Here is a 25,492-nt window from a genome sequence, read left to right as displayed (position 1 = left end):
CCGCGTTCTCGTGTGAGAACGCAGGCCCATGGTCAAAATCAATCCTTACGATTTTAGTGCAGGTTCAACCGCCCGCTTGAGCGCATACACCGCATTCTCAATCAAGCGCAAACCGTGATCATCCGCCATCGTCAAAATTGACTCCGGATGGTACTGCACCGCGACAATTGGCAAGTCGCGGTGACTCACACTCATGATCACGCCATCTTCCGAACGCGCAGTAACAACCAAACTGCTCGGCAGCGAATCATCGCGCGCATAGAGCGAGTGATAGCGCCCGACCTGAAATGCGTCGGGCAGTCCGTCGTACAGCGCATCCGGCGCGATGACCTGAATCTGCGACGGCTTCCCGTGCATCGGCTCCTCAAGCACATCGAGTGTTCCACCAAAGTATTCGACGATACCTTGCAGGCCAAGACACACTCCAAACACAGGCAATTGACGTTTACACACCGCAGACAGCGTGTCGCTCAAATGAAAATCAGAGGGCGCCCCTGGCCCCGGTGAGAGTACAACGAGGTCTGGCGCAATCTCATCCAACATCGCTTCAGCAAAACCCGCCCGCAGCGTCACCACGTTCGCGCCCGTTTGGCGAATGTAGTTGGCGAGCGTATGCACAAACGAATCTTGATGGTCAACCAAAAGGACGTTGAGTCCTGCGCCGACGTTTGAATATCGCGCCGACGTGATTGGCAGAGCCTTTTGATCGCGAATTGCGTCTAGAAGTGCCGACGCTTTCGTCCGCGTCTCGCGTTCTTCTTCCTCCGGATCCGAGTCAGCGAGCAGCGTAGCGCCGACGCGCACCTCGGCAACCCCGTTTTCGAGACGTATCGTGCGAAGTGTGAGTCCCGTATTCATATCGCCGTTAAACCCGAGTTTACCGACCGCCCCACCGTACCAGCGCCGCGGTGACAACTCGAATTCTTCAAGAAATTGAATCGCCGCACGCTTCGGTGCACCCGTAACGGTCACCGCCCACATATGCGTGAGAAACGCGTCGATCGCATCGTATCCGTCGCGCAGCATTCCCTCGACGTGATCGACGGTGTGAATCACACGCGAGTACATTTCAATCTGACGGCGACCGATCACGCGCACGCTGCCGGGTTCACAGATGCGCGATTTGTCGTTGCGATCCACATCCGTGCACATGGTGAGCTCCGACTCATCCTTTTGCGAGTTGAGCAATTCACGAATGTTATCCGCATCTTCAAGCGGGTTACGCCCACGTTTGATGGTTCCTGAGATCGGGCAGGTTTCAACGCGTCGCCCTTCAACTCGCACGTACATCTCCGGAGACGCGCCGATCAAATGCTCACGGCCAAGATTGATAAGAAAGCCATAAGGGCTGGGATTTTTTTGTTTGAGACGTGTGAAAAGTTCCGCTGGTGACACATCACACGGCTCCGACAACGTTTGGCCAGGGACGACCTCAAACAGATCGCCGCGTCGAAAATACTCCGTCGCGCGCCTGACTTGCGCCGCGTATTGACCAGCAGCATGGTCACTTCCCTGAAGAACCTCGCGCACGCGCGCACGCTTTCGTTGAGACGGGGTTTCGTCACCGATGATTCCCCGCGTATCGACGTCACCGTTTAGAAAATCATACTTGATCTCCATCGCGTGATCCAAACGGTGATCGACGACCACAAGGTGATCCGGTAGATAGAGAATCAGATCAGACTGCGCTGATTCGCGCGTTTGGTGTTTTTCGATTTCTTCAAATTGAAAAACCAAATCGTAACCAAATGCGCCATAAAAGCCGAGGTGTTCATCTTCAGGAGAAAAGAAAGCATCCTGTATCGCGCGGATCACAGAAAATACAGAAGGTTGTTGGCTGCGCTCCTCTTCCGGAAAAAAACGCGCAGGGTTTGCGATCGTGGCGACCAACTCGCGTGTGTCATGCGCAAGGTCTGACACAGCTTCAAGTCCATGTAAAATTTCTGCTAGAAGTGGCAACATGCGGATTCCGCGCTCATTAAGCGCACGGAGTGTGCACGTTCGCTCTTTAGATTCAAGAAGGAGAGGAGGGTCGACAAATCCGAATTCCCACCGCGTATAGCGACCGGGATACTCGTAGCTGCTCGAGAAAAGTGCGCCGCGCCTCGTGTCCAGTGCGGCGAGTATGGGATCAAGCGCCCCTATAACCGGGACGTTTCGAACCGTTCGAAAAACGGTGGTGCCACCTTTTGTGGCATAAGAAAAAAGTGCAGGCTGTGCTCTGCTCATCTCAGCTCATCTCCTCTACATCTGACAGGGCTACCCCTGCCTACGCCGTATTATCCCACGCCACCCGATTGCCCGCAAGAAAAAAATTGTAACATGTCCAGTCATCTGTCAGGTTTTCGTGATAGGATGGATTTTGGTTCTTCCAATCTCTCAAAGAGACGTTTAACCAAAATCATCTTGGGGGTTCACCATGCTCGCGTCTGTGTACCACATTCTTTACATGTTCATCCCGACCACCATTCACCCGATGGTCGTGCACTTTACAATCGCCATTTTGTATCTCGCCGTGCTCGCCGATCTGATCGGATTCTTCTGGAAGAGCGAATTCTACGAACGCGCGGGCTTCATTATGCTCGGCCTCGGCGTGCTCGCAACGATCGCCGCCGGTTTCGCCGGAGTTCTCAGCGAGAATGCTGACAAATTGACACCGCAAGCTGTCGCACTGATTCATACGCATGCTTCGTTTGGTGAATTGACGGGAATTGTCTTTCTCGCCGCGTGGGTCGTACGCTTGATGACGCGTTACAAAAAGAGCGGGCGCGTCTTTGGTCCGTCCCTGATTCTCTCTCTGATAGGACTTGCCCTACTCACCTATGTGGGTCATTTGGGTGGCGCCCTTGTCTACGATCACGGTGTCGGCGTAAACGCCGTCGGTCTCGGCCGCATTCACCCGTAATCACCGCAAAAAATGCGATGTCACTCGGAACACTCACGCAATATGGCGCGCACAGGTGAAGCGTCGCCTCCGATGATGCGCAGCGGCAATGCGATCAATTCATAGATGCCGTCTGGCACGTGCTCTAATCTCAGATTTTCAAGAATAAGGATTCCACGCTCCCGACAGCGCGCATGCGCGGGGAGCGTTTTGCTTGTCGCCTCATCGACCGATGGAGTATCCACCCCGATCAAACGCACGCCGCGCTCTGCCAAAACGTCGATCGCGTCAGGCGCAATCGACGCAAAGTTTGCGTGAAACGCATCATACTCTGGGTATGTCAGCGTTCGCAGGAGCACGCGCTCTGCGCTGATGTCCAGTCGCTGCACGTCATTCGCCGAGATGACGTGAACCCCGTCGCCCCCGCGTGACATCACGGTAAACACGTGCGCCTTCCCCATATAGCGATCAAGCGCCACCTCATCGATGCGCATTCCTTGCTCATCATAGTGATAAGGCGCATCGACATGCGTGCCAACGTGAACGCTCATCGTGATCGCCGTCACATTGCAGACATCACCGTCCGTCATACGCATCGTCTCGACGCGTGAAAACGGCGTATCCGAAGGAAATGGCGCCGTTTTTTCACAAAGCGGCATCGATAGGTCGTAGTAGCGCTGTTTCACGTCAACAGATCCCCTCTCTCCTCACCCATCATTGAAAGATGACAATCAGACTAACCGCAAGCAGCGCGATGGCGAGCGGATAGAGCACATCGCGCGCGCGAAACGGAATGATCCGATAATAGCTACGCGCCGTCGCTTTCATCGCCACCTCGCCATAAAACCCGCGCGCCTCCATCGCGATGGCGACGCGCTCACTCATGCGAATCGCTTGCGTGAGCAGCGGCAACGCATAGTGAATCGGGCGCAGCACTGCAATACGGCCCTCTTTTCCGCGCAGCGCCCGCGCCTGGCGAAGCTTTACCCACTCTGTTTGAAACAACGGAATCACGCGAATGCCGGCGAGTGTTCCGTAAGCAAAGCGCGGCGAGACGCGGACGTTCTGGCAGAGGCTGATGATCAAGTCGGTGACGTCAACCTCCGATGCAAACAGCACGCCAAAGCACACGGCGGAGAGCATGCGAAACGCGAGCACCAAGCCATTTTTAAAGCCCGCAACCGTCGGATGCATCCATAGAAAGTGAATCGTCGGCTCATGCGGCGCGACAGGGCCGTAGGCGGTCGGCGTCCAGACGTAGAGCAGATAAAAGCCGAGAAATGGGGACAGTCGCTTGAGAATCTGCCACGGTGTCAGACGCGCGACAAGTAGCATCAGCGCGACCGGGAGAAGAAAGAGAGCAATCGCTTGGTGAAGATTGTTCGCAAAAACTCCGATGATCATGACCATGAGTACCATAACCAGTTGCATCGTCGGATTGAGCGAGCGCGCGGGCGCACTGCGCGGGCGCTCAACCCACGGCGTCGCCACAGTGTTCTTTGCGGTCGCCCAATCTGCACGCTCGCCCCGTGAGCGCCCATTCCATACCTCCAAAAGCAAGCGGCTATCCGCCTGGTCATCGAGCAGATGCGCCCGCTTCATCAGTTCTTCATCTGCGAACAAACGCTCTGGCGCGCATGATGCGACCACTTCACCAGCGATGACAACGACCACCTGTGTCGCGTATTGTCTGACGAGGTCCATATCGTGCGTCGTCAGGACAATGGTTCGTCCATCGCGATGGAGCGTCTCCAGCTGTTCTAAGAGTACCTGCTGCGTCTTTGCATCCTGTCCAAACGTCGGCTCATCAAGCAGGTAGGCGGCGCGCGGTTCTCTGAGCATAGAAGCGACGCTCAAACGCCTCTTTTGACCCTGACTCAGCTCAAAAGGATTGGCATCCTCATACCCATCGAGCCCGAAACGCGTCAACAACTCGTGAAGTTTAGGATCAGTCTCGTCTGCCTGAACGCGATTGCCTAACTCATCCACGACGCGACCATACACGAACTGATACTCTGGATTTTGGAAACTATACGCCAAGCGCGCGTCATGCTCCGCCTTATGCGAGTGTGCCCCAAAGCGCGCCAAATGCCCACCTCGATGCGAAATCAGGCCTGCCATCGCCTGAAGCAGTGTCGTCTTGCCCGCCCCGTTCGGGCCGACAATCGCAGTGAAACTGCCCGCCTTGATGTGCAGCGAGTCGACACGCAAAACAGGCGTCTTGCGGTACGTCACCTCGACGTTTTTCAGTGCGAACGCGTCACCCTGGCTCTTAAGCTCCGCCATTTTTGGTTCTTCCAAGACCACTTTCTGACCAAGCCGTACTTCGTTGCATTGAAACGGTCGCGCCTTCCAAGGCGCAATCACGCCAATTCGAAGCATCTCCTCCCACCAGTTTTCCATCATCTCGCCAGGCGTTCCTTGATGAAGAATGCGACCGACTTGGTCAAAGAGAATAACGCGATCCATCGCGGGGAGAATGCGATCAAATTTATGTTCAATTAAAAGCAAGCTCTGTCCACGCTCACGAACGCGCATCAACTCGTCAAAAACCATTCCAGTGGCCTGTGGGTCGAGATTCGCCGTCGGTTCATCACAAATAAGCCACTCTGGTTGCATCGCCAAGGCGCTCGCCAACGCAAGTTTCTGTTTCATTCCGCCAGAGTATCGATCATGTTTTACATGCGGAAGATCAGGGAGGCCCATTCTCTGAAGCTGTTCCTGAATGCGCGCAAGCATATCCGCTTGAGAAATTCTCTGATTCTCCAGTCCAAACGCGATCTCATCATCCTGTTCAATCATGCAAAACTGGGCGTCAGGATCCTGAAAGACGTACCCGATCGCACCCATTCGCGCGAGTTCAGGCGCGCGCGTGACACGTCCCTGGACACTCGCCTCCATCGCCCGGGGAATCAGTCCCGACAGGAGGCGCGCAACTGTGCTTTTTCCACATCCACTGGGTCCAAGCAATAAGACAGCCTCGCCCTTTTTGATCGTCAGCGACACATCGTTCAATGCGGGGCGATCAGCCCCCTCATACTGCACGGTCACACAGTCAAGTGAAACGAGCACGTCAGGGCACTCCTCGATGATGCCCCCCATACTCATCCCTCGATCAAGATCCGTGACGCCCTCTTCTTCTGCCAACGCATGCAGTGGCAGTGCCCGATCCGTTTGCATCAGCGACCAGCCTGCCCGCTTTTTCCCAATTCGAAGTTGCGCAGACTGCCTGTTCGTTTAAGCGCGTCCCCGATCCACTTTGGCACGAGACCGCCTACGAACGCACCGCTGATCATCGTCGTGACGACGTAGCCAATGAAAAGATCCGGCGCAACCTTGTTCCCACCGTATTGAAAATAGTATTGAACACTATTCCCGACGCCCGCGAGCGCGCCTGAGAGCATCATGAATGCTGTATTGTACTTTTTCCAGCCTCCCATCGCAAAGCCGAGTTCCGCCCCAGCGCCTTGCAGCAGCCCGGAAATGACAGCTCCCCATTTATAGGGGCTGCCAAACGCAAATTCACAAAAGGCGCTGACAACCTCCGCAAAAAATGCAGCGCCAGGCCGCCGTATGATATAAGGGACAAGACCCGCCGCGAGCCACCAAAGACCGTTTAGGAGTCCGTACGCAATGGGTGACCAGGCCGCCGCAAAAATCCCCGTAAGAAGATCCCAGCTCAAATAAATTGCTCCGCAGACCACCGACAGAATGGCGGCGACGACAATATCCCGCAACTTCCACATCAAAATGCCCCCTTTTGACCATCGCTTGGGCATGTCAGAACGCGCGCAAACAAAAAGACGCATCTCTCCAATCGCATTCAAGGCGCAATTGGCAGAAGCATCTCCGGAATACGGCACTTCCTCCCGCTGGTATGACCCAGATCGAGTTCTGAAGGGTTGGCAAAACGTTCATTTCGCCTCTCAGCCAATGGCACCCCTAGCGCCTTACGATAGGTTTTCAACTAAACTTTATCACGCGTATGTCGCTTTGTAAACGACTGCTCACAACGAAATCTACAAGCGATGCGCCAAGCCACTGATTATTTTACGAGTTGACGCGCGCCGAGGTATTTCGGCCCCCAATACGAGTTCGAGATGTTATCGATACTCACACCGTAATCCTGCGCATCGATCATCAACCCATTGCCAATATAAATTCCGACATGTGTCGCACCGGGCGCATACGTCGAGAAAAAGACAAGGTCTCCGAGCGATAGATTCGGGTAACTCACGCTCACGCCTTCTGCAAACTGCTGTTCTGACGTGCGCAAGATGGAAACGCCCGAATGTGCAAACACGTATTGAGTAAACCCAGAACAGTCAAATCCTGAAGGCGATGTGCCGCCCCATGAATATGGTGTTCCCAAATACCCTTCTGCGTACTTCAACATGTTCTGCAGATTGATCGAAGGCATTCCCGCAACCGTCTGGCTGACGTACGTGGTGTTGTGCATCAATTGCTCTGCGCGCGCCGTCGCCGCCTCAATCGAAGCAATTTGCTGTTGCGTGAGCTGCAACTGGCTCTCCAATTCGCCGTGACGCAGTTGCTGGTTGCTCATATTCGTCTGAATGGATTGGATCGACTGCTGCTGTTCTTGTTGGAGAAGGACGTCCGCTTGTTGCAACACATTATCCGAAACTTGAGTGTGGATCAATTCTCCGTAATAAGAGACGGTTTGTCGATGTTGTACTGCGAGGGTTTGCTTAAGAGCTTGAAATCGCTTTTCGAGCGCCTGCCCCGCATTGGCAACGGTGACAAGCATATTCAATCTCGTCAAAAAGTCTTGGAAACTCGTCGATTGAAACAACACCTGCAAATACGATACCGTCCCATGTTCATACATCGTTTTTAGCTGTCCTTGGAGTTCCGTGCGCGTCGTTGTCAATTGGCGTTCATTAACCTTGATCCGCTTGCCAAGAACGACGAGTTGATGATTTACGACACGCATATGAGCAAGGTTCGCTGACATTGCCACGCGCACATTTTGCAAAGAGTGGTTGATCAAGCCGAGTCGCGTCTTGAGGGTTTCCACGCGCACTTGATCTTGTTGGATTTGTAGTGTCGTCGAAGAGATTTGATTTTTAAGCGCCGCCGCCTGTTGTTTCGCCCCTGCCAGCGTGGTTGCAAAACTGACTTGCGAATTGAGAAGAGTGGCCATGCAAATCATGGTCACACAGACGCGTTTTACCAATTTCACACTGTCACCCCAATTGAGATCGATCGGCAAATCATTTACGTAAAGAATACGGATTCCGTTTACTAGAAAACCGGGCTGTCTCATAGCCAATTCATAGATTTCGACATGATCCGCTGATTCTCCTCCTCTTTCGCGGTAGTTCGCCTTTTTTTTGCAAAAAAAAAAGGCCGCACCCCCTCGGGCGCGGCAATCGTTTGAATCGAGTTGCGAATTATATCGTGGAGCGATACTCCCACTGTGCATTTTTCGCGAGATTCGCCTTGGTAATCGTAACATTAGCAAGCTGGACAAACTTCGTCACTTTCTGCCCTTTCGCGGCGGCAACCGCATATTGAACCGCCAGCATGCCTTCTTCCATCGGTTTTTGTGCGATCAGCGCTGAAATTAGGCCCTGTTTCAGATCCTGAACCTCCGCCGGTTCTGCGTCATAGCCGACGATTTTCACTTTACCGAGTTTGCCAGACGCCCGAATTCCTTCAGCGGCGCCAGACGCTGACGTGTCATCAGTTCCGAAGATACCGACGAGTTTATTGCCAAAGCGCAGCGACAGGTCTTGCGCCAATTGAATTGCTTGCGTGCTCTGTTCATTATCATACTCGACGACCACTTGCATATGTGGATATTTTTTCTTAAGCTCTGCCGTGAATCCAGCGACACGCGCTTTGTCTGTCGAAATTCCTGGCGATGGCGAGAGAATGGCAACGACCCCCTTGCCTCTTGCAAAGCCGCCAATAAAGTCGGCAGCGGCAGCACCGCCCTGCGCATTGTTCGATGTGATGCGCGATGCGAGCAGTGCCGTATCGCTGATCGTGGAATCAACCGTGATCACAGGAATTTTTGATTTAACCGCGTTACGAATCGGCGGAATCATTGCTTGCAAATCGGTCGGTGCAATTGCGAGTGCCGAAACTTTGCGCGCAACCATCGCGTTAACATACGGGGTCTGATTGGACGGGCTGTACGTCACTCCGCCTTCATAGACCAACTGTACTCCGAGCCTTTTGGCTTCCATCTGCGCGCCGTACTCCATGCTAATAAAGAATGGGTCCGTAGTCACACCGGGTACAAAACCGATGACAATCGGCTTGCTTTTGGCATGCTTTACGACGTGAGATGCGGTTTTCGCACCGTGTGCAAAAGCAGGTGCAACTGCGGCAAGTGAGGCGAGCAGCGAGATGCTGCTGACTACGGCGCCAACCTTTTTCAAATTCAATGTAGAAACCCCCTGTTTATATAAAATCGCACTACCGTCAGGAAACCTACTTCAGCACACGGTTGCGATACCTGCGCTGATCCACATAGACCGCGAGGATGATGATCACCCCAATGGTCACTTGCTGCCAATACGGTTGAACACCCATGATGACAAGCCCCGACACAAGCACGGAGATGACAAGCGCGCCAACCGTCGACCCAAACAGCGTTCCGCGACCACCAAAGAGACTGGCGCCCCCGATGACGACGGACGCAATCGCATTTAACTCATCATTGGTTCCCTCAAGCGGTGACCCTGTCGCGAGACGTGCGACAATGAGAACACCTGCAAAACCGCTGAGCAAACCGGAAAGCGTGTAGATCTTAAAAAGATGAGCTTTGACATTAACCCCTGACCGCCGCGTACCTTCTGCATTGCTGCCAATCGCGTATGTGTATTTTCCAAACCGTGTCTTGGTCAGAAAAAACCAGGCGAGCAACAGCAGAACCAGCGCGAGCAAGGCTGGAATCCCAAGAAAGTTAAAGAGAACTGCATCGCCAAACGTGGACAACTCAGGCGGAATATTCACGATGTCTGTCCCGTTTGAAACGAGATACGTCAGTCCCGTTCCGATGCCAAGCATGCCGAGCGTTGCAATAAACGGAGTAATCTCCATGAACGAGATGACAAACCCGTTGACGGCGCCTGCCACAATCCCTGTGCCAAGACCTGCGAGCACGCCAAGAATCAGCGCAGGCATGTCACCGTGAACCATCATGTTTTGCATGACCGTTGCTCCCACAATTCCGGACAGACCGAGAATCGCGCCAACAGAAAGGTCAATGCCTCCGGTAATGATGACAAACGTTTCTGCGATTGCCAGGATGACTGTATTTGACGCGCTTACGGTCGTGCTGACGAAGTTCTGACCTGTGGCAAACCCTGGCGCTGTAATGGAAAAGATGATGACAAGAAGAATGAGAATCAAAAATGTCCACCAATCGCCTAAATCCTGCAGCCATGTGCCGCGTCTTTGCAAAGGCAGCTGTTGTTTCACCCTTATTGGCGCACCTCCCTCTGTGACACTCACGCTACGCGCGATCCTGTGATATACGCGATCACTTCATCCAATGTGGTGTCCTTCGTGATCAATGATTTTACTTTACGCCCCAAAAACATCACTTCAATGCGATCGGTCACTTCAAGCACGTGTGGAAGGGTGTGACTGATGAAAACAACTGGAATTCCCCGTTCTCGCACACGGCGAATCAGGTTTAACACCATCTCAACTTCTTCTACTCCCAAGTGATTCGTGGGCTCATCAAGGATGATCATACTATCGCCCCAAAGCACGGCGCGCGCGACGGCAACCGCTTGACGCTGACCACCCGAAAGTTCAGCGATTGACGACTTCATCGACCGCACTGTCACGTGAAGCTCATCGAGAATCTGCTGCGCACGCTCCATCATGTGCTTGCGATTCAGGACGCCGAACATCCTGCTAAAGTTGGAATGAAACATCTCGCGGCCGAGAAATAAATTGTCAGCGATCGTCAAATGTGGCGCGAGCGAGAGATCCTGATAGACCGTTTCAATGCCACGGCGTCGCGCATCTGCCGGAGACTTCAGGCGAACGTTTTCTCCTTTTAATTGGAGTTCCCCCGCATCAGGCATAATCGCACCCGACAACACTTTGATGAGCGTCGATTTCCCTGCGCCATTGTCACCAACAAGTCCCACGACTTCGCCCGCCCCGATAGCAAAATCGACAGCAGCAAGCGCCTGGATCTTGCCGTAATTTTTGGAGATTCCCTGCGCCTGTAGTACGTAAGGTGAACTCACTCCATTGGGCATCCACATGACCTCCTTATCGTCAGACGCACAGGTAAACGTTTACTTGTAACCGCTTCCCCATGCAGCGCAGCTTGCAATAAATCAACCGCCGCTTCCCCCATGCCGTACGCGTTTTGATCAAGCACGGTGATTGGAGGTTCAAACACCTCACACCAGATCTGATCATCGAAGCCGACTACCGCTCGGTTTTTTCCAATAGAAAATCCATACTCTTTCATATATCTCAGGACGCCAAGCAGCATTACATTGTTTGCCGCAAAGACGACATCCGGTTGGTCTTCTCGCGCAAAGCGACTGAACAATTTCCGCGTTGCTTCGTAACCTCCGCGATCATCCGGAGAAGTCCGCTCCATAGAGAGCTTTAATGAAAATTCCCTGCACGCCTCTTCCATGCCGAATTGACGATCCCGCATGGTCGAGATTTCATCCGTTGAAAGAATCATCCCAACGTGACGATGCCCGTGATCTACAAGGTGTTCAGCCAGGCGCTTTGTTGCATCGCGCGTCTCTGAGGTGACAGAAGGTAATCCACTAACCTCACGATCAAACAGAATGACTGGACATTGCTCAGGCACATAACGTAAAACATACTCTGCATCAAATCCTGCCACCGGTGCGATCAGTATGCCTTGCATTCGGCGCGCTACCATCAAATGAATCAGTTCGCGCTGACGCTCCCACTGTTCACCCGTACTTGCCACTACAAACTTGTACCCCATCGTTTCAAGTCGTTTTTCGATTCCGCGAAGGACGTCTGTATAAAACGGATTGTAATCGACAATCAAGACGCCAATCAGACCAGAGGACCCCATCTTAAGCTCACGAGCAACCATATTGTGTCGATAGCCGATCATCTGAATCGCCGCCTCAACACGCGCTCGTGTAGACGCTTTCACCACGCGTGAATTGTTAATGACATGCGAGACTGTGGCAATCGATACGTTCGCTTCTCGCGCAACATCGTGGAGAGTTGCTGAAGATTTGCGCTCCATGAGTCATCTCTCTTCATCCATTAAAAAAGTAAACGTTTAACTATGTTTCCAACAGTACATTTTTGTAATCTATTTGTCAACTACCTGAAAGAAATAATTTTTCAGCGCTATCATTGCTCAACTTCGTGCGCTATTTATGAATTTTTAGTGTCTAATCGTATATTTTTGGGCCAAAAGACCATTTTTCAAGCTTTTTGCAAGAATGAAGACGTACGATAGTCTCAAGCTTATCAATAGGATAGGGGAGAATCTCGATGAGTCAGTCTACGTATCGCAAACTTCGCCGTCGCGTTAAGCGCCGCGTTCCACTCTCTGCAGTCATCGCATTGACGGTTTTGTCCGCATCCATTGGCGCTGGATCAACGTTGCTCACAACAAACCTTGTCAACACTACCCAGGCAGCGACCCTCAACAATTCAAAATCCGCGCAAGCGATTGCTAACATGAGCTATACAACACCACCTGCCGCGACACAAACGGTCAACGTTTCCGTGTCAGACGGAATTGTCAGCACCGTAAAAAAAGCAACCCCGACTGTCGTTGGCGTTTTAAACATGCAAAATCAACCAAATGCAAACGGTGTGGGGATGAGCCTTCAAGAAGCAGCGATCGGCTCCGGCGTCATCATCAGTTCCGCCGGTTACATTGTCACCAACAACCACGTCGTCGAAGGCGCAAACCAAGTGCAAGTCGTGATCGATCAGCGCAAACGAGTGATTGCAAGCGTCGTTGGCACCGATCCATACACCGACCTGGCCGTCCTCAAGGTTCCTGCGTCAGACATCACCGCAGCGAATGTCGCCGTCCTCGGAAATTCAAACACGCTGCAGGTCGGTGAACCAGATGTCGTCATTGGCAATCCAGCCGGACTACAGTTCGCTGATACTGCAACCGCTGGAATCATCAGCGCGACACAGCGCACGATGCCCGTGCAAGATGAATTGACTGGACAAACGCTCGGCAACGAAACCGTTTTGCAAACAGATGCAGCGATTAACCCAGGTAACAGTGGCGGTCCTGTCTTAAACATTCTCGGACAGGTTGTCGGCATTGCGAGCAGCAAGATCGCCGCCCAAAACTTTTCCGGCATGGGATTCGCCATTCCGATTAATACAGTGAAAAAGATCGTCAATCAAATCCTGACATCTGGCCATGCGCAACACGCGGCACTCGGCATTTCTGGCGCATCTCTGTCAAATATTCCTAGCTATTACTCACCAAACGTACCCGTTACTTACGGAGTATGGGTCGACGCGACAGACAATCCGAACGCAAAAGCGGCCGGAATTCAGCACGGGGACATCATCGTCGCCGTGAACGGAAAGAAAGTCACAGGTTTGACGAGCCTACAGAACATCCTGGCAAACTACATGCCTGGCCAAGATGTGCAAGTGACCATTTACCGCGGGTCAAAAAAACTGGTGCTCACAGATAAACTGAGCAATTTGCCGCCGCTTCAGATTCAAGGAAACGGCAGCGGCCCTGTCGTCGGCTAATCGCTACGACGGCCATTCTGACGCGTCTGCGAACAGCTTGGCGATCGCTGAACGATTGCGAATCACATCGGCCAGCGTATACCGGTCAAGAACTTGAAGATATGCGTGAAGAGCCGCTGCGAGCATGCCTTGAAGGCCGCACGCCCCTTGAATCGCACACATCTGTTCGCCTGAAAAACAGTCGACCAAGTTCATGTTATCTTCAAGTTCCCGCACGAGCCAGCCGATTGAAATATCGGCTGGCTCTTTGGCGAGTTCAATGCCGCCATTGCGCCCCCGCAGCGTTTTGATGAGCCCTAACTTTGCGAGACGTTGCCCGACGCGCACCAGATGGTGATGGGAAATGCCATACGCTTTTGCGATCTGCTCGACACTGGCCTTTTGCTGCCCTTCTAAACTTCCTAGATAGATCAATGTTCTCAAAGAGTAATCTGTAAAAAGCGTCAAGTTCATCGACGACTCACCTTCCTCTGTAAATGCGAATTTAGCTCATTTGTTGTGAACGATTCGTCACCAACTAAGGTTGCACTATAAAACATGCATTTGATATACTACTTTTTGTGTCGCGTGTCGAACTCCGCCACAGAAAGGTGATTATCATGTTGCAAGAAAAAACCATCGCTATCATCAAAGCGACTGTTCCTGTACTTGAAGTGCACGGAGAAGCGATCACGCGTCGTTTTTACGAGCGGCTGTTTGAGGCGCACCCAGAACTTCTCAATGTCTTTAACATCAACAATCAGCGTCAAGGGCGCCAACAAGCTGCGCTTGCAAACGCCGTTTACGCTGCAGCCGTTCATATTGAAAAACTCGATACGATCATCCCGGTTGTCAAACAAATCGGCGCAAAACACCGCAGTCTCGGCGTACTGCCTGCCCACTACCCAATTGTCGGCGAACATTTGCTCGGTGCGATGCGTGATGTTCTTCAGGAGAATGCGACTGATGAGATTATCTCCGCATGGGCCGAAGCGTACGGAATCATTGCACAAGCATTCATCGACGTTGAAAAAGAACTGTATGAGGCAGCGGCAGAACAACCTGGCGGTTGGGAGGGTTTGCGCAGCTTCCGCATCACGCGACGTATCAAAGAGAGTGATGTCATCGATTCATTTTATCTTGAACCGCTTGATCAAAAGTCGATTGCCGCGTTTCAACCTGGACAGTACCTGACTCTCCAACTGAAAGCGCCTGGTGTCGATTACGCGCAAATGCGTCACTACAGCTTGTCTGACAGTCCAAACAAATCCTACTATCGAATCAGCGTCAAGCGGGAAGACGAACGAGACACCACACCCGGCGGTTTAATTTCTCGTTACATCCACAGCCTGTCCGTCGGTGACACCGTCGAAGTCGCCGCTCCAGCAGGCGAATTTATCATCCCAGAAAACACGCAGCCGCTCACGCTGCTCAGTGGCGGCGTCGGCATGACTCCCTTTATGAGTTATATGAACACTGCGGCAGACCAAGCGAGCGAGCGCCACATCGTTTGGATCCACGCCGCGCTAAACGGCGATGTCCATGCCTTTGCAGAAGAATCCGAGCAACTGGCGGAGCGCTTGACTCATTTGACCAAACGTGTCGTATATGAGCGTCCTACAGATCGCGATGAACGCGATAAACAATTCGACGCAAAAGGCTACATCACCGCAGATGTCCTGCGCGAAGCTGGCTTCCACCCTGAAGGTCTCTTTTTCATCTGTGGTCCAGAGCCATTCATGCGTGCGATGTATCATTTGCTCACCAAACTTGGCGTAAAACAGGAGAACATTACCTTCGAATTCTTTGGCCCCGCGAGTTCTATTGAGGCGCAGGCGATTGCCAACTAAAGAAAGCGGAAGGTCATCTTGCGAAGATCGGCACAGCGCATTTATGCGTCTTTGTCGATCTTCGCTTCTACAGAAGACAGCCTTTCAAAACGCGCAAGCAGGTCGTTGTTTCGCGCGGCCAATTCTTCGTGCATGGCGCGAAGCTCACGCAATTCATCGAGAACCACGTCGTGCGTCTCGCGCAAAACGGACTCCATTCGATCGCCCTGACGGTTGCTGACAAGCGCCAGCACCGGAAGAGCAACACCCTGAAAGAACACGGATACGACAAAGAGAATCCAGCCCTGCGCTCCATTCGGAAGCTGGATCAGCAGCGTCGAAACAATCAGTAACGTTAAGATCCAGAACGTCCACATGGTCGCTAGCCAATTCGAGAGTCGCTCCGAAATCCACCCATTAATTTGGCGGATCTTATTTCCTATTCTGTTTAGACCTTGGCGAATCCAATTTCTTATTCTGCGTAAAAAATCCCGAATCATATTGGACTCCTGTCGTTCATCAGAGTCTGGCGACGTAGAATTCATCTCCAACTGTTCATTTTCAACCACGTTTCTCACCCTCTCCAAACCACTCATCGACAAGATTCAAGACGCATGCATTTATGTCTTGTACTAACGACTATTCTTTCATCTTCCTTCCTGCAGCATCATAAATCAAATCCATCCACATCATGTTTTGAATCGTTCCCTCTTCTTCCTCCGTGAGAGAGCGGCCCGTTCGGATCGCATCCGCAAACGACTCGACCATCGCGCGATACATCGCGTCATGCGCCAAGGTCTCCACGCGCTGAGCGTGTGGTGTGTCGATGCGCAAATCCGGCGATCCTTTATCTGGGCGAAATGGATAGCGTACGACGATGGAGCCTTGATCTCCGATAATTTCTACGCGTTGACGATCCGCGAAAGAAAAAGAACAATCGAGATAGCCAAAGCGCCCTCCTGAAAATTGGAGAATCGCAACAATGGTCTGATCCACCACGCCATCTTCATAAAAAAAACCTGACGCCGTCACGCTCTCCGGCTCTTCCTTTCCCAAAAAAGTACGCACAGCATGCACCGCATAGCATCCTACGTCATAGAGCGCGCCGCCTCCCATCTCCGAATTCAGACGAATGTCGACATCACGGTTTAGCGGAAAAGAGAACGCGGCGTGTACGGCGCGGATTGTGCCGATTTCTCCAGACGCGACAATTTCGTGGACCCTCTTCCACTGATGATGATGCGGATACATAAACGCTTCGCGAAAAATCACACCATGTTCTCGGCATGCGGCGATCATCTGCACCGCCTCGGTCGCGCTTCGCGCAGCCGGCTTCTCACACAAAACGTGTTTCCCGTGCGCTGCCGCCAGCAGGGTCATCGGAGCGTGCAGGTGATTCGGCAGTGGAATATAGACAGCATCAATGTGTGGATCACGCAGGAGCGCCTCATACGATGAATATACATTCGGAATGTCAAACCTCTTTGCAAATGCGAGACCTCGCGCCTCATCGCGACTCGCGAGCGCGGTGACTTCTACGCCCGGCGTGTCTCTCATGGCAGGAATTAACTGGTTTGCGGCAATGCGCGCCGCGCCGAGAATGCCAAAGCGAATCGGTTTCATACCTCACCCTCCTTGTCGGATGTTTCATGTAATGCGTGGATCACCGGATGTCCCCACGCCATGGTAAAGTCTCTGTACGCTTTGACCACCATCGGTTCAAATGTGTTTTCCGCAGACAGCATCGTAAAATTCCTCACCCGCGGAAACCCCTTCACATCGGCGATCCTAAAGGTGCCTTGGCGCAACTCATCTTGAATCGACAACTCTGACAGAATCGCAATTCCGAGCCCCGCCGCCACCCCCTCTTTTATCGCCTGTGTGCTCCCCAATTCAATCAAACGATGCGGCGTCACCAAAGACTCAGACTGCCAAGCATCAAACACTTGCCGCGTTCCTGATCCAGCCTCGCGTACGAGCCACGTCTCCTCAGGAAGCGCATGGGCTTTGTGCCCTCTCTCACGACTTTGATCCAATTCGCCTGAACGTACCACATAAAGTCGATCAGAGAAAAGGGTGTATTGCGCGAGACCCGCAAGCTTTGGGTCTGCCTCAATGATGCCCAGATCTAATTTCCCATCGTGAAGCAACTGCTCAACCTTTTGCGAATTTCCAATGGTCACACTCGGTAAGACTTCAGCGTGTTTGAGACGGAAAGCGGCAAGCACACGCGGAAGTACGTACTCGCCATAGGTAAAACTTGCGCCGACCGAGAAAAGTCCTGAGATTCCTGTCGTCATCTCTTGAAGGACAGAACGCATTTGTCGATCCAAGCGATCCATCTGTTCTGCGTATGCAAGAACGATGTCTCCCGCACGTGTCAGACGCACCGTGCGGTGCGAACGATCGAACAACTGCACGTCCAGATCGCGCTCGATGCTTTTGATGCACTGTGTGACCGCAGGCTGAGACATGGGCAGACGCTCTGCCGCCTTGGAAAAACTCCTGCATTCGGACACCGTTAAAAAGACGCGTAAACGATCATCCATTTTCATTCTCCTCAGCACGATAAGATCGATAAGATTTAGTTATAAATTATATACGTTATATCTATTTTACTTATTCTTCGATACGCTTTAAAGTATTCATAACAACTCATTGCTGGAGGTTACAAGGATGATGAAGCGATTGCTTTTTGAGTTTCACACCCAATGGTTCACGATCGTCATGGGCATCGGGATTGTCGCTGGGCTCTCTGCCACCGCTCCGTTTTATGTACCGGCGCGCGCGCTACTGTCAAATACGCTGGCAGGGATCGACGGCACACTGCTTGTCGCGGCGACACTGATTCTCCTCTTTCAACTGGTGATTCACCCAAGGAAATCTCTGAAAGACTTTCTCGATCCGGCGCGCACCTTGTTTTACGGCGCGTTTGCCATGGCAATCAACGTTGTCGGAAACGACGTGCTCATCCTTGGTGCTCACGCCACCTACGCATCATTTGCCATCGCGCTCAGCAAGGCGATTTGGTTGATTGGCTGTGTCGCTTCTTTATTCTCCGTGCTCGCTGTACCGATCGTACTCTTTTTACGCCGTGAAAAATCCTTAGAGCACACACGCGCAGCATGGCTGATTCCCGTTGTACCGCCGATCGTTGCGGCAGCCACAGGAGCAAATCTACTGCCGTATTTCGTAAATTCGTCCATGCGCCTTGACATGACACTTGCCATCCTTGCCTTGTTTGGCCTGACCCTCTTTTTCTTTCTTGTCATGAGCGTATTCGTTGTATCGCGCCTCACACACCATGCGCGCATCGGCGGCTTTGAAGCGCCCAGTCTCTTTATTGAAATCGGCCCCATCGGCATGTCCATGGCGACGCTCTCCAATCTCGCAATTCATTCGTCTGCACTGTCCGTTCTCAGCGGCAGTGTGCTAAAAACACTCGCGATTCTCGTCTCTTGCGGCATGTATGGGATCGGATTCTGGTGGATCATCACCGCGTCCTTTTTCTCGATCTATCATCTCACACGCCGCGGAGATGGTCTCAAACACCACCTCGGCTGGTGGAGTTATGTCTTTCCGCTCGGCAGCTTTACGACAGGGACATTCTCACTCGCAATGCTGTTAGGTGAGCCTGCTGTTTTGCGCGTCGCAGGAGCGCTACAATTCTATCTACTCTGGGGTTTCTTCCTGATCGTCATTGCACAGACAATCCGTGAGCTCATTCTGTCACTCACTCAGAGAACCGTGCAAAAATCTCTGCCGCTTCCTGCGCAAAGCGCACAACGAGATCGCCGGCGCCCAGTGACGCTGCCATCCGATGCCCTTGACCCGCCCACAGGGACATAAACGATACCTCTCCAGACGCGGCGGCCGCCTTGCGAATTGGGCTTGTCAACGCGTGCTGAATCGGGTAATCAGGAATAGGAACTTCGCCCTTTTCCAACTGCTCGATAAAGGTTGTGTGAAACCCGCGCGCGTACTTCCCAGTGAGTGCGCGCGTCACAACCGTCTCCGTCTCCTCACGTTCGACCAGCGCACGCTGTAATAACGCACTCGCACCACTCTCTTTGGCCCGTAAAAAAGCCGTACCCATCTGCGCTCCAGCCGCGCCAAGCGCGAGCACCGCCGCAAGCCCCCGCCCATCCATCACGCCGCCTGCCGCGAGAACAGGAATGTTTACCGCGTCAACGATCTGCGGCGTGAGCGCTATCGTTCCGATGAGTGTCGGGCGCCTATCTCCGAAAAACGTTCCGCGGTGTCCCCCTGCCTCACTTCCCTGCGCGACAATCGCATCCATTCCGCTCGCCTCAAGCTGGCGCGCTTCGGCCACAGATGTCGCGCTGCCGACGAGCAATCGGCCTTCTTCTTTAAAACGATGCAGCACCGCAGCGTCTGGAATGCCGAATGTAAAACTGACGATCGGCACGCGCTGACTCAGCACAATCTGCACCTTTTCCAAAAAGTGGTCATCCGCACTCCACGCAGGCATTGAAGTAAAAATGCCGAGCGCTTCGCGCGCACCTTGCAATGCATCCCACATCGCCTGTGCGTCAGCGGTCACGTCCGGATTTGCAGGCACAAAAAGGTTGACCGCAAACGGGTTGTCTGTGTTCGCTCGCACCACGCTAATCTGCTGTGATAGAACATCCGGCGTCACATATCCGCCCGCAAGCGAACCGAGCCCCCCAGCTTCACTCACTGCAATCACCATCTCAGGCGTCGTCGGCCCGCCTGCCATCGGCGCCTGAACGATTGGATAGCGAATACCAAAACGATCTGTAAACGCAGTATTCATTGATCCATCCCCTGATCTGAAAAGGCGATCGCGTTTTTTCTCGCTTTTAGTTTTTGCCACAGCCGCACAGAGAGTGCAGCATTATAACTGAACAAAAGTGCGTACGTTCCAAGACTCCACGGATCATTCATGAGTGAGGTGTGCAGCGAGGAGGAAGGAAGCAAATAGCGAAAGGCGATCCGCACAAGAAACAAAAGTGTCACAACACTGCCGATCGCACCGTGAACCCGGTAGGTAAGCGTTCCTTCGCGGTCTTGAAAAACGGCTGTTTTTAGTGCAAGCGTGCTCAGGACAGCGCCGCCGAGAATCCCCATTCCATATCCGACGAACCCTGGAAAGCGCAGGGCGCCCTGGGTGACGAGTGGTATCGCTAAAAGAATCGTACTGACGACAATTCTCGTCATCACTTGAACAGGGATCAGTGGACGAAACGTCGTCAAACGCCGCACGCGCAAAAGAATCGAAACTGCGATTACACCAAAGAGTATACCGACACTTGCGTGAAGCGAAGTCATGCGAGAACCCCTTCTTTTACCATATCCCTCTCTCTCATCGTACGGTACAGAAGGATTGGACACAAGAGGTATTTATTGACGCAGGTATGCGTTTACGAACCGCCCGTCGTTCCACCCGCTTCGCGCCACTCCAGCACATACGTTTCGAGTGCCGCGTGAAGCGCACGACCGATTTTGGCATAGTCGTCATCAGACAGATTCGCAAGCGAAACGCGAATCGACCACGCGGGTCCATAAAATCCCCCACCGTTTAAAAGGACAATGGAAGATTGCTCGGCAAGGCGAAGCAAGATATCTACGGGACTGTACGTCGCAGTGAGATAGTCAGCAAACCCTTGTCCGTAGTGCATTACGGCCCATTTCGCGAGATCAAACTGCGTATAATAGTCGGCGTCATTCGGCAACTGTGGAAGGGGAAGACCAAGCCCTTCATAGAGCAATCGCATGCGTTTGTGGCAGATTTCGCGTGTCTGCTTTCGGTACGAAAGCCCTTCTGGCAACATGGCGAATACTGAAAACAGTGCCATTTGCACCTGCTGGGGCGTCGATAGCCCTGCGGTGTGATTGAGTGCGACTTGCCGACTGTCGGCGACCATCCGATCAATGAAGCGCAATTGCTCAGGCGTAGTTGTCAGTGAAGAGTAGCGCGCGTTGAGTCGCTTTTTTTGTGGTTCTGTTTGTTGCAAAAGCCGATCGTCAAACACATTTTTCTCGTGAATCGCAATTACTCCGAGGCGCCACCCTGTCACGCCAAAATACTTGGAATAAGAATAGACGCCAATCGTGTGATACGGCAAATCCGCCATAAGCGATCGAAAATGTTCGACAAACGTGCTGTACACGTCATCGGTGATGATCATGAGCTGTGGGTTGTGACGCTTAATCGTGTCGATGAGCGAGCTCATCGTACTTTGGTCGATGGCAACCGATGGTGGATTGCTTGGATTCACCAAAAAGAGCGCGCGAATCGAGGGATCTCTCAATTTGTCAATCTCTTGCGCCGGATACTGCCAGGTGTGTTCACCGTCATCCGCTGTTCCTGACGCGTGAATCTCTACGATGTCAAAATGGTACTCGGCGAGATGAGGGATCTCGACATAGGGTGGAAAAATGGGCACCATGATCGCGATGCGATCGCCGCGTGCAAGCAACTCATTCTCAAGCAGAGACTGAAAAATGTAACACATTGCCGCCGTGGCACCCTCTACTGCAAAGAGTTTATATTCACCCTCTGGCGGCTTATTGTCACAGAGTTCTTGCATGAGATACGCGTTTACCACGCGTTCCGTGTATCGCAACATGCGATCAGGCACGGGATAGTGATCGCCGATAATCCCATCCACCAATTCAAAGAGCCAATCGTCCGGGTCAAAATCGAACTGATGGATCCCATAGGTGATGATTTTTGCGAGAAGATCCATCCCCGGATGATCGCGATGACTCGCGTGATACGCTTCAAATCGCGCAAAAACACCGCGGCGACTGGGCATCCCTGCAAGATCACCCGCCTCAAGGGTCAATTTTGCCTCATCCACCGCAAACTGGCCCAACGCGAAAAAGGCTTCGCGCGCCGTGGCCGCGATCCAGTTCGGATTGCCGCGTCCCGCGTTTAGCATGGCGCGCGCGCTCTTTTTCTGTTTGCCCTCAGCGAGCGAGATGAGTTCATTTTTAAACTCAAACGGACTGATGCCTTCGTATCGCTTGCCGAGCAAAAGCCTCTCCTCAACCGTCATCGTCACTGTCCATCAACCCCTTGATCGCGTCGATCCTGATCGTTAAAACGGTATCAATATGCGTGCCAGCCCATTTTTCTATTCTCGGCACAAAGAATGCCTGGTTTGCAGGAATCTGCGCCCTGATCGCGAATACATTTTCTTGGAATGAAACTTTCAAAAAATTGTCTAAGATCGGGAGGTTTGATGTTCTTGACCATCACGCGAAAATTGCGTACCCTGACTGCGACGAGTGCGCTTCTGGCAAGCACCATCTGGCCGCTGGCGGGACTGACCGCCGCACACGCAGACACACAAGATGTGAATGTGCCGCAAGGCGTTGGCGACGCCGTTTTAAACAACGCGACCGTCTTTGGAACAACGCCTGCAAATACCCCAGTCACCGTAACCATCGCGCTAAACACCGTTAACACGCAGGCGCTTCAATCCTACATTCAGCAGACGACCACACCGGGAAGTTCAAACTACCACCAATTCTTAAGCGTCGAGCAATTCGCGAATCAATTCGGTCAGCCTGAAGTCGTCATTCAGGCGATCACCAACTATCTTTCCCAGTATGGAATCTCCACAACCGTTTTTGCGAATCATCTCGCGATCACTGCAAACGGAACCGCCGGGCAATTTAATCAGGCATTTTCCGTGCAGCTACAAAACATGATTTTTGGCGGCAAGAAGTTCCACGGTACAAAAGAAGCGCCGAAAATGCCTGGAAATCTTGCGCAGCCAATTCTTGCCGTACTCGGCCTTACGAATTATGGTAATTTCGCGAGTCACGCTGTAAAACCGCTGCCTCAACTCGTGCGAGCAAAGTCAACCTCGTCAACGTCTGTCCCACCAGGTGAATTGACGCCAGCGTTCGTCGCATCTCACTACAATGTGAATCCACTCTACAAGGCAAATGATTATGGACAAGGGCAGACGATCGGCATCGTGACACTCGCGAGTGTAAACCCGAGTGACGTTTACAGCTTTTGGAACACTCTCGGACTCACGACATCCCCCAATCGCATCAATCTGGTGAATGTCGACGGCGGTGCTGGCCCCGTATCCCTTCAGACCGGTTCTGATGAAACAACCCTTGACGTCGAACAGTCGGGCGCCCTCGCACCTCAGGCAAACATCATCGTTTATCAAGCGCCGAACACGGATTATGGGTTTGCCGACGCATTCTTTCAGGCCGTCAGTGACAATCAAGCAGGTTCGATTTCTACGAGTTGGGGCGAGAGCGAGCCGGCCATTCAGGCAACGATCGCTTCAGGACAAGAATCACCGAATTACAATCAAGTCTTCAATGAAATTGCGATGGAAGCGGCGGCGCAGGGCATCTCGATGTTTGCGGCGGCGGGCGACGCGGGGGCGTACGATGCCAGCCGGGATGTGGGGACGACGCAACGCTCTGTCGATGCACCCGCAGACAGCCCTTATATCACGGCAGCCGGTGGAACAACGATTGCCGGAACGCAAAATTACGGAAGTTTTTCCGTCACTGTTCCACAAGAACGCGCGTGGGGATGGGATTATCTCTGGCCGTACTGGCAACAGTTTGGCGCGTCAAGTGAGACAAGTTTCGCTGAGGCGTTGGTGGCGGGCGGTGGAGGCGGATACAGTTCGATGTACGCAGCGCCTTGGTATCAGTCATCCTTTAACAATTCTTCAACAGCAATGCACCAGGAGCAACACGCAAGCGGCCTAAGTCAGTTTTCCGCCGTTCCTTATCTTAAACCGATCAGTGGAAATACCGCGTGGCTATTTAACCCCACACCCTCTGTGATCACGAGCAGTTCACCTGGCCGCGCAATGCCTGATCTCGCGATGAATGCAGATCCACAGACAGGCTATGCGGTGTACTCTACCTTATTTACTTCCGCATACGGCTCGCCGTGGGCGCAGTACGGAGGCACGAGCTTCGTCGCGCCTCAACTCGCCGGCGTCGCTGCGCTGATCAATCAGAGCCAGGGCGGACGTGTCGGCTTCTGGAATCCGCAGATTTATCAATTCGCGCAAACCAGTAATTCACCTTTCACACCGCTTGATGCATCCGGAACAAGCAATGACAATCTATACTACACCGGTCAGCAAGGCGCGCTTTTCAATCCGGGTACAGGGCTCGGAATTCCTGATTTCGCAAAACTCGCCGCAAGTTTTACATCCGCACAAAATGCAAGCGGAAATTAATGGGGGCATCTCGCCCCAATAAAAAAAGGCCGACAGGTGTCGGCCTTTTTTTACGCGATCCCAAATCGGATATGCTGATCTTTGAAGTATTTCTGAAGCTCAATCGACGGATCTTCATCCACACGCCTCATCCCGAGATCCATCAGTGTTTGCTGAAGCCCTTTTCGCAAGGCAATTTCACTCTGTTTTCCAGACATGGATAATGCTTCGAGCGCCTCTCGCAATGCGCGCATCGCTTTAGGGGCGATAAAAGAAATGTCGTGTCCCACCGCCATAAGGCCGTGAAGCATTCCACGTGTCAACTCCGAAATCGCAAATGTGTGTAGCGGCACGCGACTGTCGAGCACCCCGGCGACAATGCTACGTGCAATCTGCGGAATCTCTTCGATGCTTTTTGCCTGCATTGTCATTTTTGAAGAGTCATCATGCAATGTATTACAGTACATCGCCACTTCATGAGTAATGATAGGACACAAACACGTCTCCGAAGATGTTTCTTGAGACTCAATTCCGTTAACTAAGCTTTGGCGAAATTCAAAATCCATGTCAGTCACTCCCGTTTTTCAATTTTGCGCACAAAAATACCGTGACGAGACTCATCACGGAAGCGCGAAATGAAGCGTGAAGGTATAGGACATAACCTGTCACCTCTCTTTCCGCTGACGAGGTTAGCTGTCGGGTTGGGAGAAAGAGCTCTCCGTCTGGCGCAAGCCAGATACACCCCAAAAGATTGGTTCCCCCGCTTCCGATCTGCATCGAAATTAAGCGTGTGATTTTCAATTGTAAGCAGAGAGCTTTACCTCTCTGCAATTATTTTATCCGACTTGAGCTACAAATGC

General features: G+C 52.6%; 22 protein-coding genes and 2 riboswitches. Of the genes, 5 read left to right on the top strand and 17 right to left on the bottom strand.

Features of this window, described 5'->3' with window-relative positions; genetic code table 11:
- Positions 1-45: 45 nt before the first annotated feature.
- Positions 46-2,229, bottom strand: a complete 2,184-nt coding sequence (locus AYW79_RS01785) for an anthranilate synthase component I (RefSeq protein WP_067560906.1) — start codon at positions 2,227-2,229, stop codon at positions 46-48.
- A gap of 190 nt (positions 2,230-2,419) precedes the next feature.
- Between AYW79_RS01785 and AYW79_RS01780 the strand changes: the two genes are divergently transcribed.
- Positions 2,420-2,905: a DUF2231 domain-containing protein gene (locus AYW79_RS01780; RefSeq protein ID WP_067560904.1), complete on the top strand. Its 486-nt coding sequence runs from the start codon at positions 2,420-2,422 to the stop codon at positions 2,903-2,905.
- 20 nt (positions 2,906-2,925) lie between these two features.
- Here the strand turns inward: AYW79_RS01780 and AYW79_RS01775 are convergent, their stop codons facing one another.
- The 8 genes from AYW79_RS01775 to AYW79_RS01740 all read right to left on the bottom strand — a co-directional run bounded on the left by AYW79_RS01775 (position 2,926) and on the right by AYW79_RS01740 (position 12,128).
- Positions 2,926-3,570, bottom strand: coding sequence for a cyclase family protein (locus AYW79_RS01775; RefSeq protein ID WP_067952799.1), 645 nt, complete (start codon positions 3,568-3,570; stop codon positions 2,926-2,928).
- A 28-nt stretch (positions 3,571-3,598) separates the two neighbouring features.
- On the bottom strand, positions 3,599-6,064 hold the full coding sequence (locus tag AYW79_RS01770) for an ATP-binding cassette domain-containing protein (protein WP_082864645.1): 2,466 nt from the start codon (positions 6,062-6,064) through the stop codon (positions 3,599-3,601).
- Complete coding sequence (locus tag AYW79_RS01765) at positions 6,064-6,630, bottom strand: ECF transporter S component (RefSeq protein WP_179123187.1); 567 nt, start codon at positions 6,628-6,630, stop codon at positions 6,064-6,066. The genes AYW79_RS01770 and AYW79_RS01765 overlap by 1 nt, the downstream gene beginning before the upstream one ends.
- A gap of 101 nt (positions 6,631-6,731) precedes the next feature.
- Positions 6,732-6,838: riboswitch (TPP riboswitch) on the bottom strand.
- A 91-nt stretch (positions 6,839-6,929) separates the two neighbouring features.
- A complete protein-coding gene (locus AYW79_RS01760; protein ID WP_179123185.1) occupies positions 6,930-8,087 on the bottom strand; it encodes a C40 family peptidase in 1,158 nt (385 codons plus the stop codon).
- 211 nt (positions 8,088-8,298) lie between these two features.
- Positions 8,299-9,300, bottom strand: coding sequence for an ABC transporter substrate-binding protein (locus tag AYW79_RS01755; protein ID WP_067560902.1), 1,002 nt, complete (start codon positions 9,298-9,300; stop codon positions 8,299-8,301).
- A 46-nt stretch (positions 9,301-9,346) separates the two neighbouring features.
- Positions 9,347-10,339 carry an ABC transporter permease gene (locus tag AYW79_RS01750; RefSeq protein WP_231877773.1) on the bottom strand — a complete coding sequence of 331 codons (993 nt, stop codon included), beginning with the start codon at positions 10,337-10,339 and terminating at the stop codon, positions 9,347-9,349.
- 29 nt (positions 10,340-10,368) lie between these two features.
- Positions 10,369-11,136, bottom strand: a complete 768-nt coding sequence (locus tag AYW79_RS01745; protein ID WP_082806628.1) for an ATP-binding cassette domain-containing protein — start codon at positions 11,134-11,136, stop codon at positions 10,369-10,371.
- Positions 11,121-12,128 (bottom strand): LacI family DNA-binding transcriptional regulator, encoded by a 1,008-nt coding sequence (locus tag AYW79_RS01740; RefSeq protein WP_067560896.1) that lies wholly within the window; start codon positions 12,126-12,128, stop codon positions 11,121-11,123. Before AYW79_RS01740 ends, AYW79_RS01745 begins: the two co-directional genes overlap by 16 nt.
- Before the next feature lie 254 nt (positions 12,129-12,382).
- On the opposite strand from AYW79_RS01740, the gene AYW79_RS01735 reads away from it, so the two are divergent.
- A complete protein-coding gene (locus AYW79_RS01735; protein ID WP_067560894.1) occupies positions 12,383-13,624 on the top strand; it encodes a S1C family serine protease in 1,242 nt (413 codons plus the stop codon).
- A 3-nt stretch (positions 13,625-13,627) separates the two neighbouring features.
- Here AYW79_RS01735 and AYW79_RS01730 read toward each other — a convergent pair whose 3' ends face one another.
- Positions 13,628-14,077 carry an Rrf2 family transcriptional regulator gene (locus AYW79_RS01730; protein ID WP_067560892.1) on the bottom strand — a complete coding sequence of 150 codons (450 nt, stop codon included), beginning with the start codon at positions 14,075-14,077 and terminating at the stop codon, positions 13,628-13,630.
- A gap of 146 nt (positions 14,078-14,223) precedes the next feature.
- On the opposite strand from AYW79_RS01730, the gene hmpA reads away from it, so the two are divergent.
- On the top strand, positions 14,224-15,453 hold the full coding sequence (gene hmpA / locus AYW79_RS01725) for an NO-inducible flavohemoprotein (protein WP_067560890.1): 1,230 nt from the start codon (positions 14,224-14,226) through the stop codon (positions 15,451-15,453).
- A gap of 41 nt (positions 15,454-15,494) precedes the next feature.
- On the opposite strand, the gene AYW79_RS01720 is transcribed toward hmpA, so the two are convergent.
- From AYW79_RS01720 to AYW79_RS01710, 3 genes are all read right to left on the bottom strand, one after another.
- Positions 15,495-16,001 (bottom strand): hypothetical protein, encoded by a 507-nt coding sequence (locus tag AYW79_RS01720; protein WP_067560888.1) that lies wholly within the window; start codon positions 15,999-16,001, stop codon positions 15,495-15,497.
- A 70-nt stretch (positions 16,002-16,071) separates the two neighbouring features.
- Positions 16,072-17,055 (bottom strand): Gfo/Idh/MocA family protein, encoded by a 984-nt coding sequence (locus tag AYW79_RS01715; RefSeq protein WP_067560886.1) that lies wholly within the window; start codon positions 17,053-17,055, stop codon positions 16,072-16,074.
- The gene (locus tag AYW79_RS01710; protein ID WP_067560884.1) at positions 17,052-17,981 is read right to left on the bottom strand and encodes a LysR family transcriptional regulator; all 930 of its coding nucleotides are present in this window, start codon (positions 17,979-17,981) and stop codon (positions 17,052-17,054) included. Before AYW79_RS01710 ends, AYW79_RS01715 begins: the two co-directional genes overlap by 4 nt.
- Positions 17,982-18,108: 127 nt before the next feature.
- Here AYW79_RS01710 and AYW79_RS15075 point away from each other — a divergent pair, with 127 nt between their 5' ends.
- Complete coding sequence (locus AYW79_RS15075) at positions 18,109-19,281, top strand: SLAC1 family transporter (RefSeq protein ID WP_079291700.1); 1,173 nt, start codon at positions 18,109-18,111, stop codon at positions 19,279-19,281.
- Here the strand turns inward: AYW79_RS15075 and AYW79_RS01700 are convergent.
- The 3 genes from AYW79_RS01700 to aspD all read right to left on the bottom strand — a co-directional run bounded on the left by AYW79_RS01700 (position 19,166) and on the right by aspD (position 22,478).
- Entirely contained in the window at positions 19,166-20,230 is a 1,065-nt protein-coding gene (locus tag AYW79_RS01700; protein WP_067560880.1) for a nitronate monooxygenase, read from the bottom strand. The two genes, AYW79_RS15075 and AYW79_RS01700, sit on opposite strands and share 116 nt — an antisense overlap.
- Positions 20,227-20,745: a CcdC protein domain-containing protein gene (locus AYW79_RS01695; RefSeq protein WP_067560878.1), complete on the bottom strand. Its 519-nt coding sequence runs from the start codon at positions 20,743-20,745 to the stop codon at positions 20,227-20,229. The genes AYW79_RS01700 and AYW79_RS01695 overlap by 4 nt, the downstream gene beginning before the upstream one ends.
- 92 nt (positions 20,746-20,837) lie before the next feature.
- Entirely contained in the window at positions 20,838-22,478 is a 1,641-nt protein-coding gene (gene aspD / locus AYW79_RS01690) for an aspartate 4-decarboxylase (protein ID WP_067560956.1), read from the bottom strand.
- Between the two features lie 192 nt (positions 22,479-22,670).
- Between aspD and AYW79_RS01685 the strand changes: the two genes are divergently transcribed.
- Positions 22,671-24,653 (top strand): S53 family peptidase, encoded by a 1,983-nt coding sequence (locus tag AYW79_RS01685; RefSeq protein ID WP_197460928.1) that lies wholly within the window; start codon positions 22,671-22,673, stop codon positions 24,651-24,653.
- A 50-nt stretch (positions 24,654-24,703) separates the two neighbouring features.
- Here AYW79_RS01685 and AYW79_RS01680 read toward each other — a convergent pair whose 3' ends face one another.
- A complete protein-coding gene (locus tag AYW79_RS01680) occupies positions 24,704-25,198 on the bottom strand; it encodes a hypothetical protein (RefSeq protein WP_067560877.1) in 495 nt (164 codons plus the stop codon).
- Positions 25,199-25,296: 98 nt separating this feature from the next.
- Positions 25,297-25,431, bottom strand: a riboswitch (cyclic di-AMP (ydaO/yuaA leader).
- Between the last annotated feature and the right edge of the window lie 61 nt (positions 25,432-25,492).

Origin of the sequence: Ferroacidibacillus organovorans, from assembly GCF_001642725.1 — a bacterium.
Taxonomy (GTDB): Bacteria; Bacillota; Bacilli; order Alicyclobacillales; family SLC66; genus Ferroacidibacillus; species Ferroacidibacillus organovorans.
This window is presented reverse-complemented; position numbering and strand designations above follow the sequence as displayed.

What these genes read in the sequence shown, in the direction of transcription:
- AYW79_RS01785 (WP_067560906.1), bottom strand. Translation starts at nt 2,229, where the DNA reads ATGAGCAGAGCACAGCCTGCACTTTTTTCTTATGCCACAAAAGGTGGC.
- AYW79_RS01780 (WP_067560904.1), top strand. Translation starts at nt 2,420, where the DNA reads ATGCTCGCGTCTGTGTACCACATTCTTTACATGTTCATCCCGACCACC.
- AYW79_RS01770 (WP_082864645.1), bottom strand. Translation starts at nt 6,064, where the DNA reads ATGCAAACGGATCGGGCACTGCCACTGCATGCGTTGGCAGAAGAAGAG.
- AYW79_RS01765 (WP_179123187.1), bottom strand. Translation starts at nt 6,630, where the DNA reads ATGTGGAAGTTGCGGGATATTGTCGTCGCCGCCATTCTGTCGGTGGTC.
- AYW79_RS01745 (WP_082806628.1), bottom strand. Translation starts at nt 11,136, where the DNA reads ATGCCCAATGGAGTGAGTTCACCTTACGTACTACAGGCGCAGGGAATC.
- AYW79_RS01740 (WP_067560896.1), bottom strand. Translation starts at nt 12,128, where the DNA reads ATGGAGCGCAAATCTTCAGCAACTCTCCACGATGTTGCGCGAGAAGCG.
- AYW79_RS01735 (WP_067560894.1), top strand. Translation starts at nt 12,383, where the DNA reads ATGAGTCAGTCTACGTATCGCAAACTTCGCCGTCGCGTTAAGCGCCGC.
- AYW79_RS01730 (WP_067560892.1), bottom strand. Translation starts at nt 14,077, where the DNA reads ATGAACTTGACGCTTTTTACAGATTACTCTTTGAGAACATTGATCTAT.
- hmpA (WP_067560890.1), top strand. Translation starts at nt 14,224, where the DNA reads ATGTTGCAAGAAAAAACCATCGCTATCATCAAAGCGACTGTTCCTGTA.
- AYW79_RS01715 (WP_067560886.1), bottom strand. Translation starts at nt 17,055, where the DNA reads ATGAAACCGATTCGCTTTGGCATTCTCGGCGCGGCGCGCATTGCCGCA.
- AYW79_RS01710 (WP_067560884.1), bottom strand. Translation starts at nt 17,981, where the DNA reads ATGGATGATCGTTTACGCGTCTTTTTAACGGTGTCCGAATGCAGGAGT.
- AYW79_RS15075 (WP_079291700.1), top strand. Translation starts at nt 18,109, where the DNA reads ATGATGAAGCGATTGCTTTTTGAGTTTCACACCCAATGGTTCACGATC.
- AYW79_RS01700 (WP_067560880.1), bottom strand. Translation starts at nt 20,230, where the DNA reads ATGAATACTGCGTTTACAGATCGTTTTGGTATTCGCTATCCAATCGTT.
- AYW79_RS01695 (WP_067560878.1), bottom strand. Translation starts at nt 20,745, where the DNA reads ATGACTTCGCTTCACGCAAGTGTCGGTATACTCTTTGGTGTAATCGCA.
- aspD (WP_067560956.1), bottom strand. Translation starts at nt 22,478, where the DNA reads ATGACGGTTGAGGAGAGGCTTTTGCTCGGCAAGCGATACGAAGGCATC.
- AYW79_RS01680 (WP_067560877.1), bottom strand. Translation starts at nt 25,198, where the DNA reads ATGGATTTTGAATTTCGCCAAAGCTTAGTTAACGGAATTGAGTCTCAA.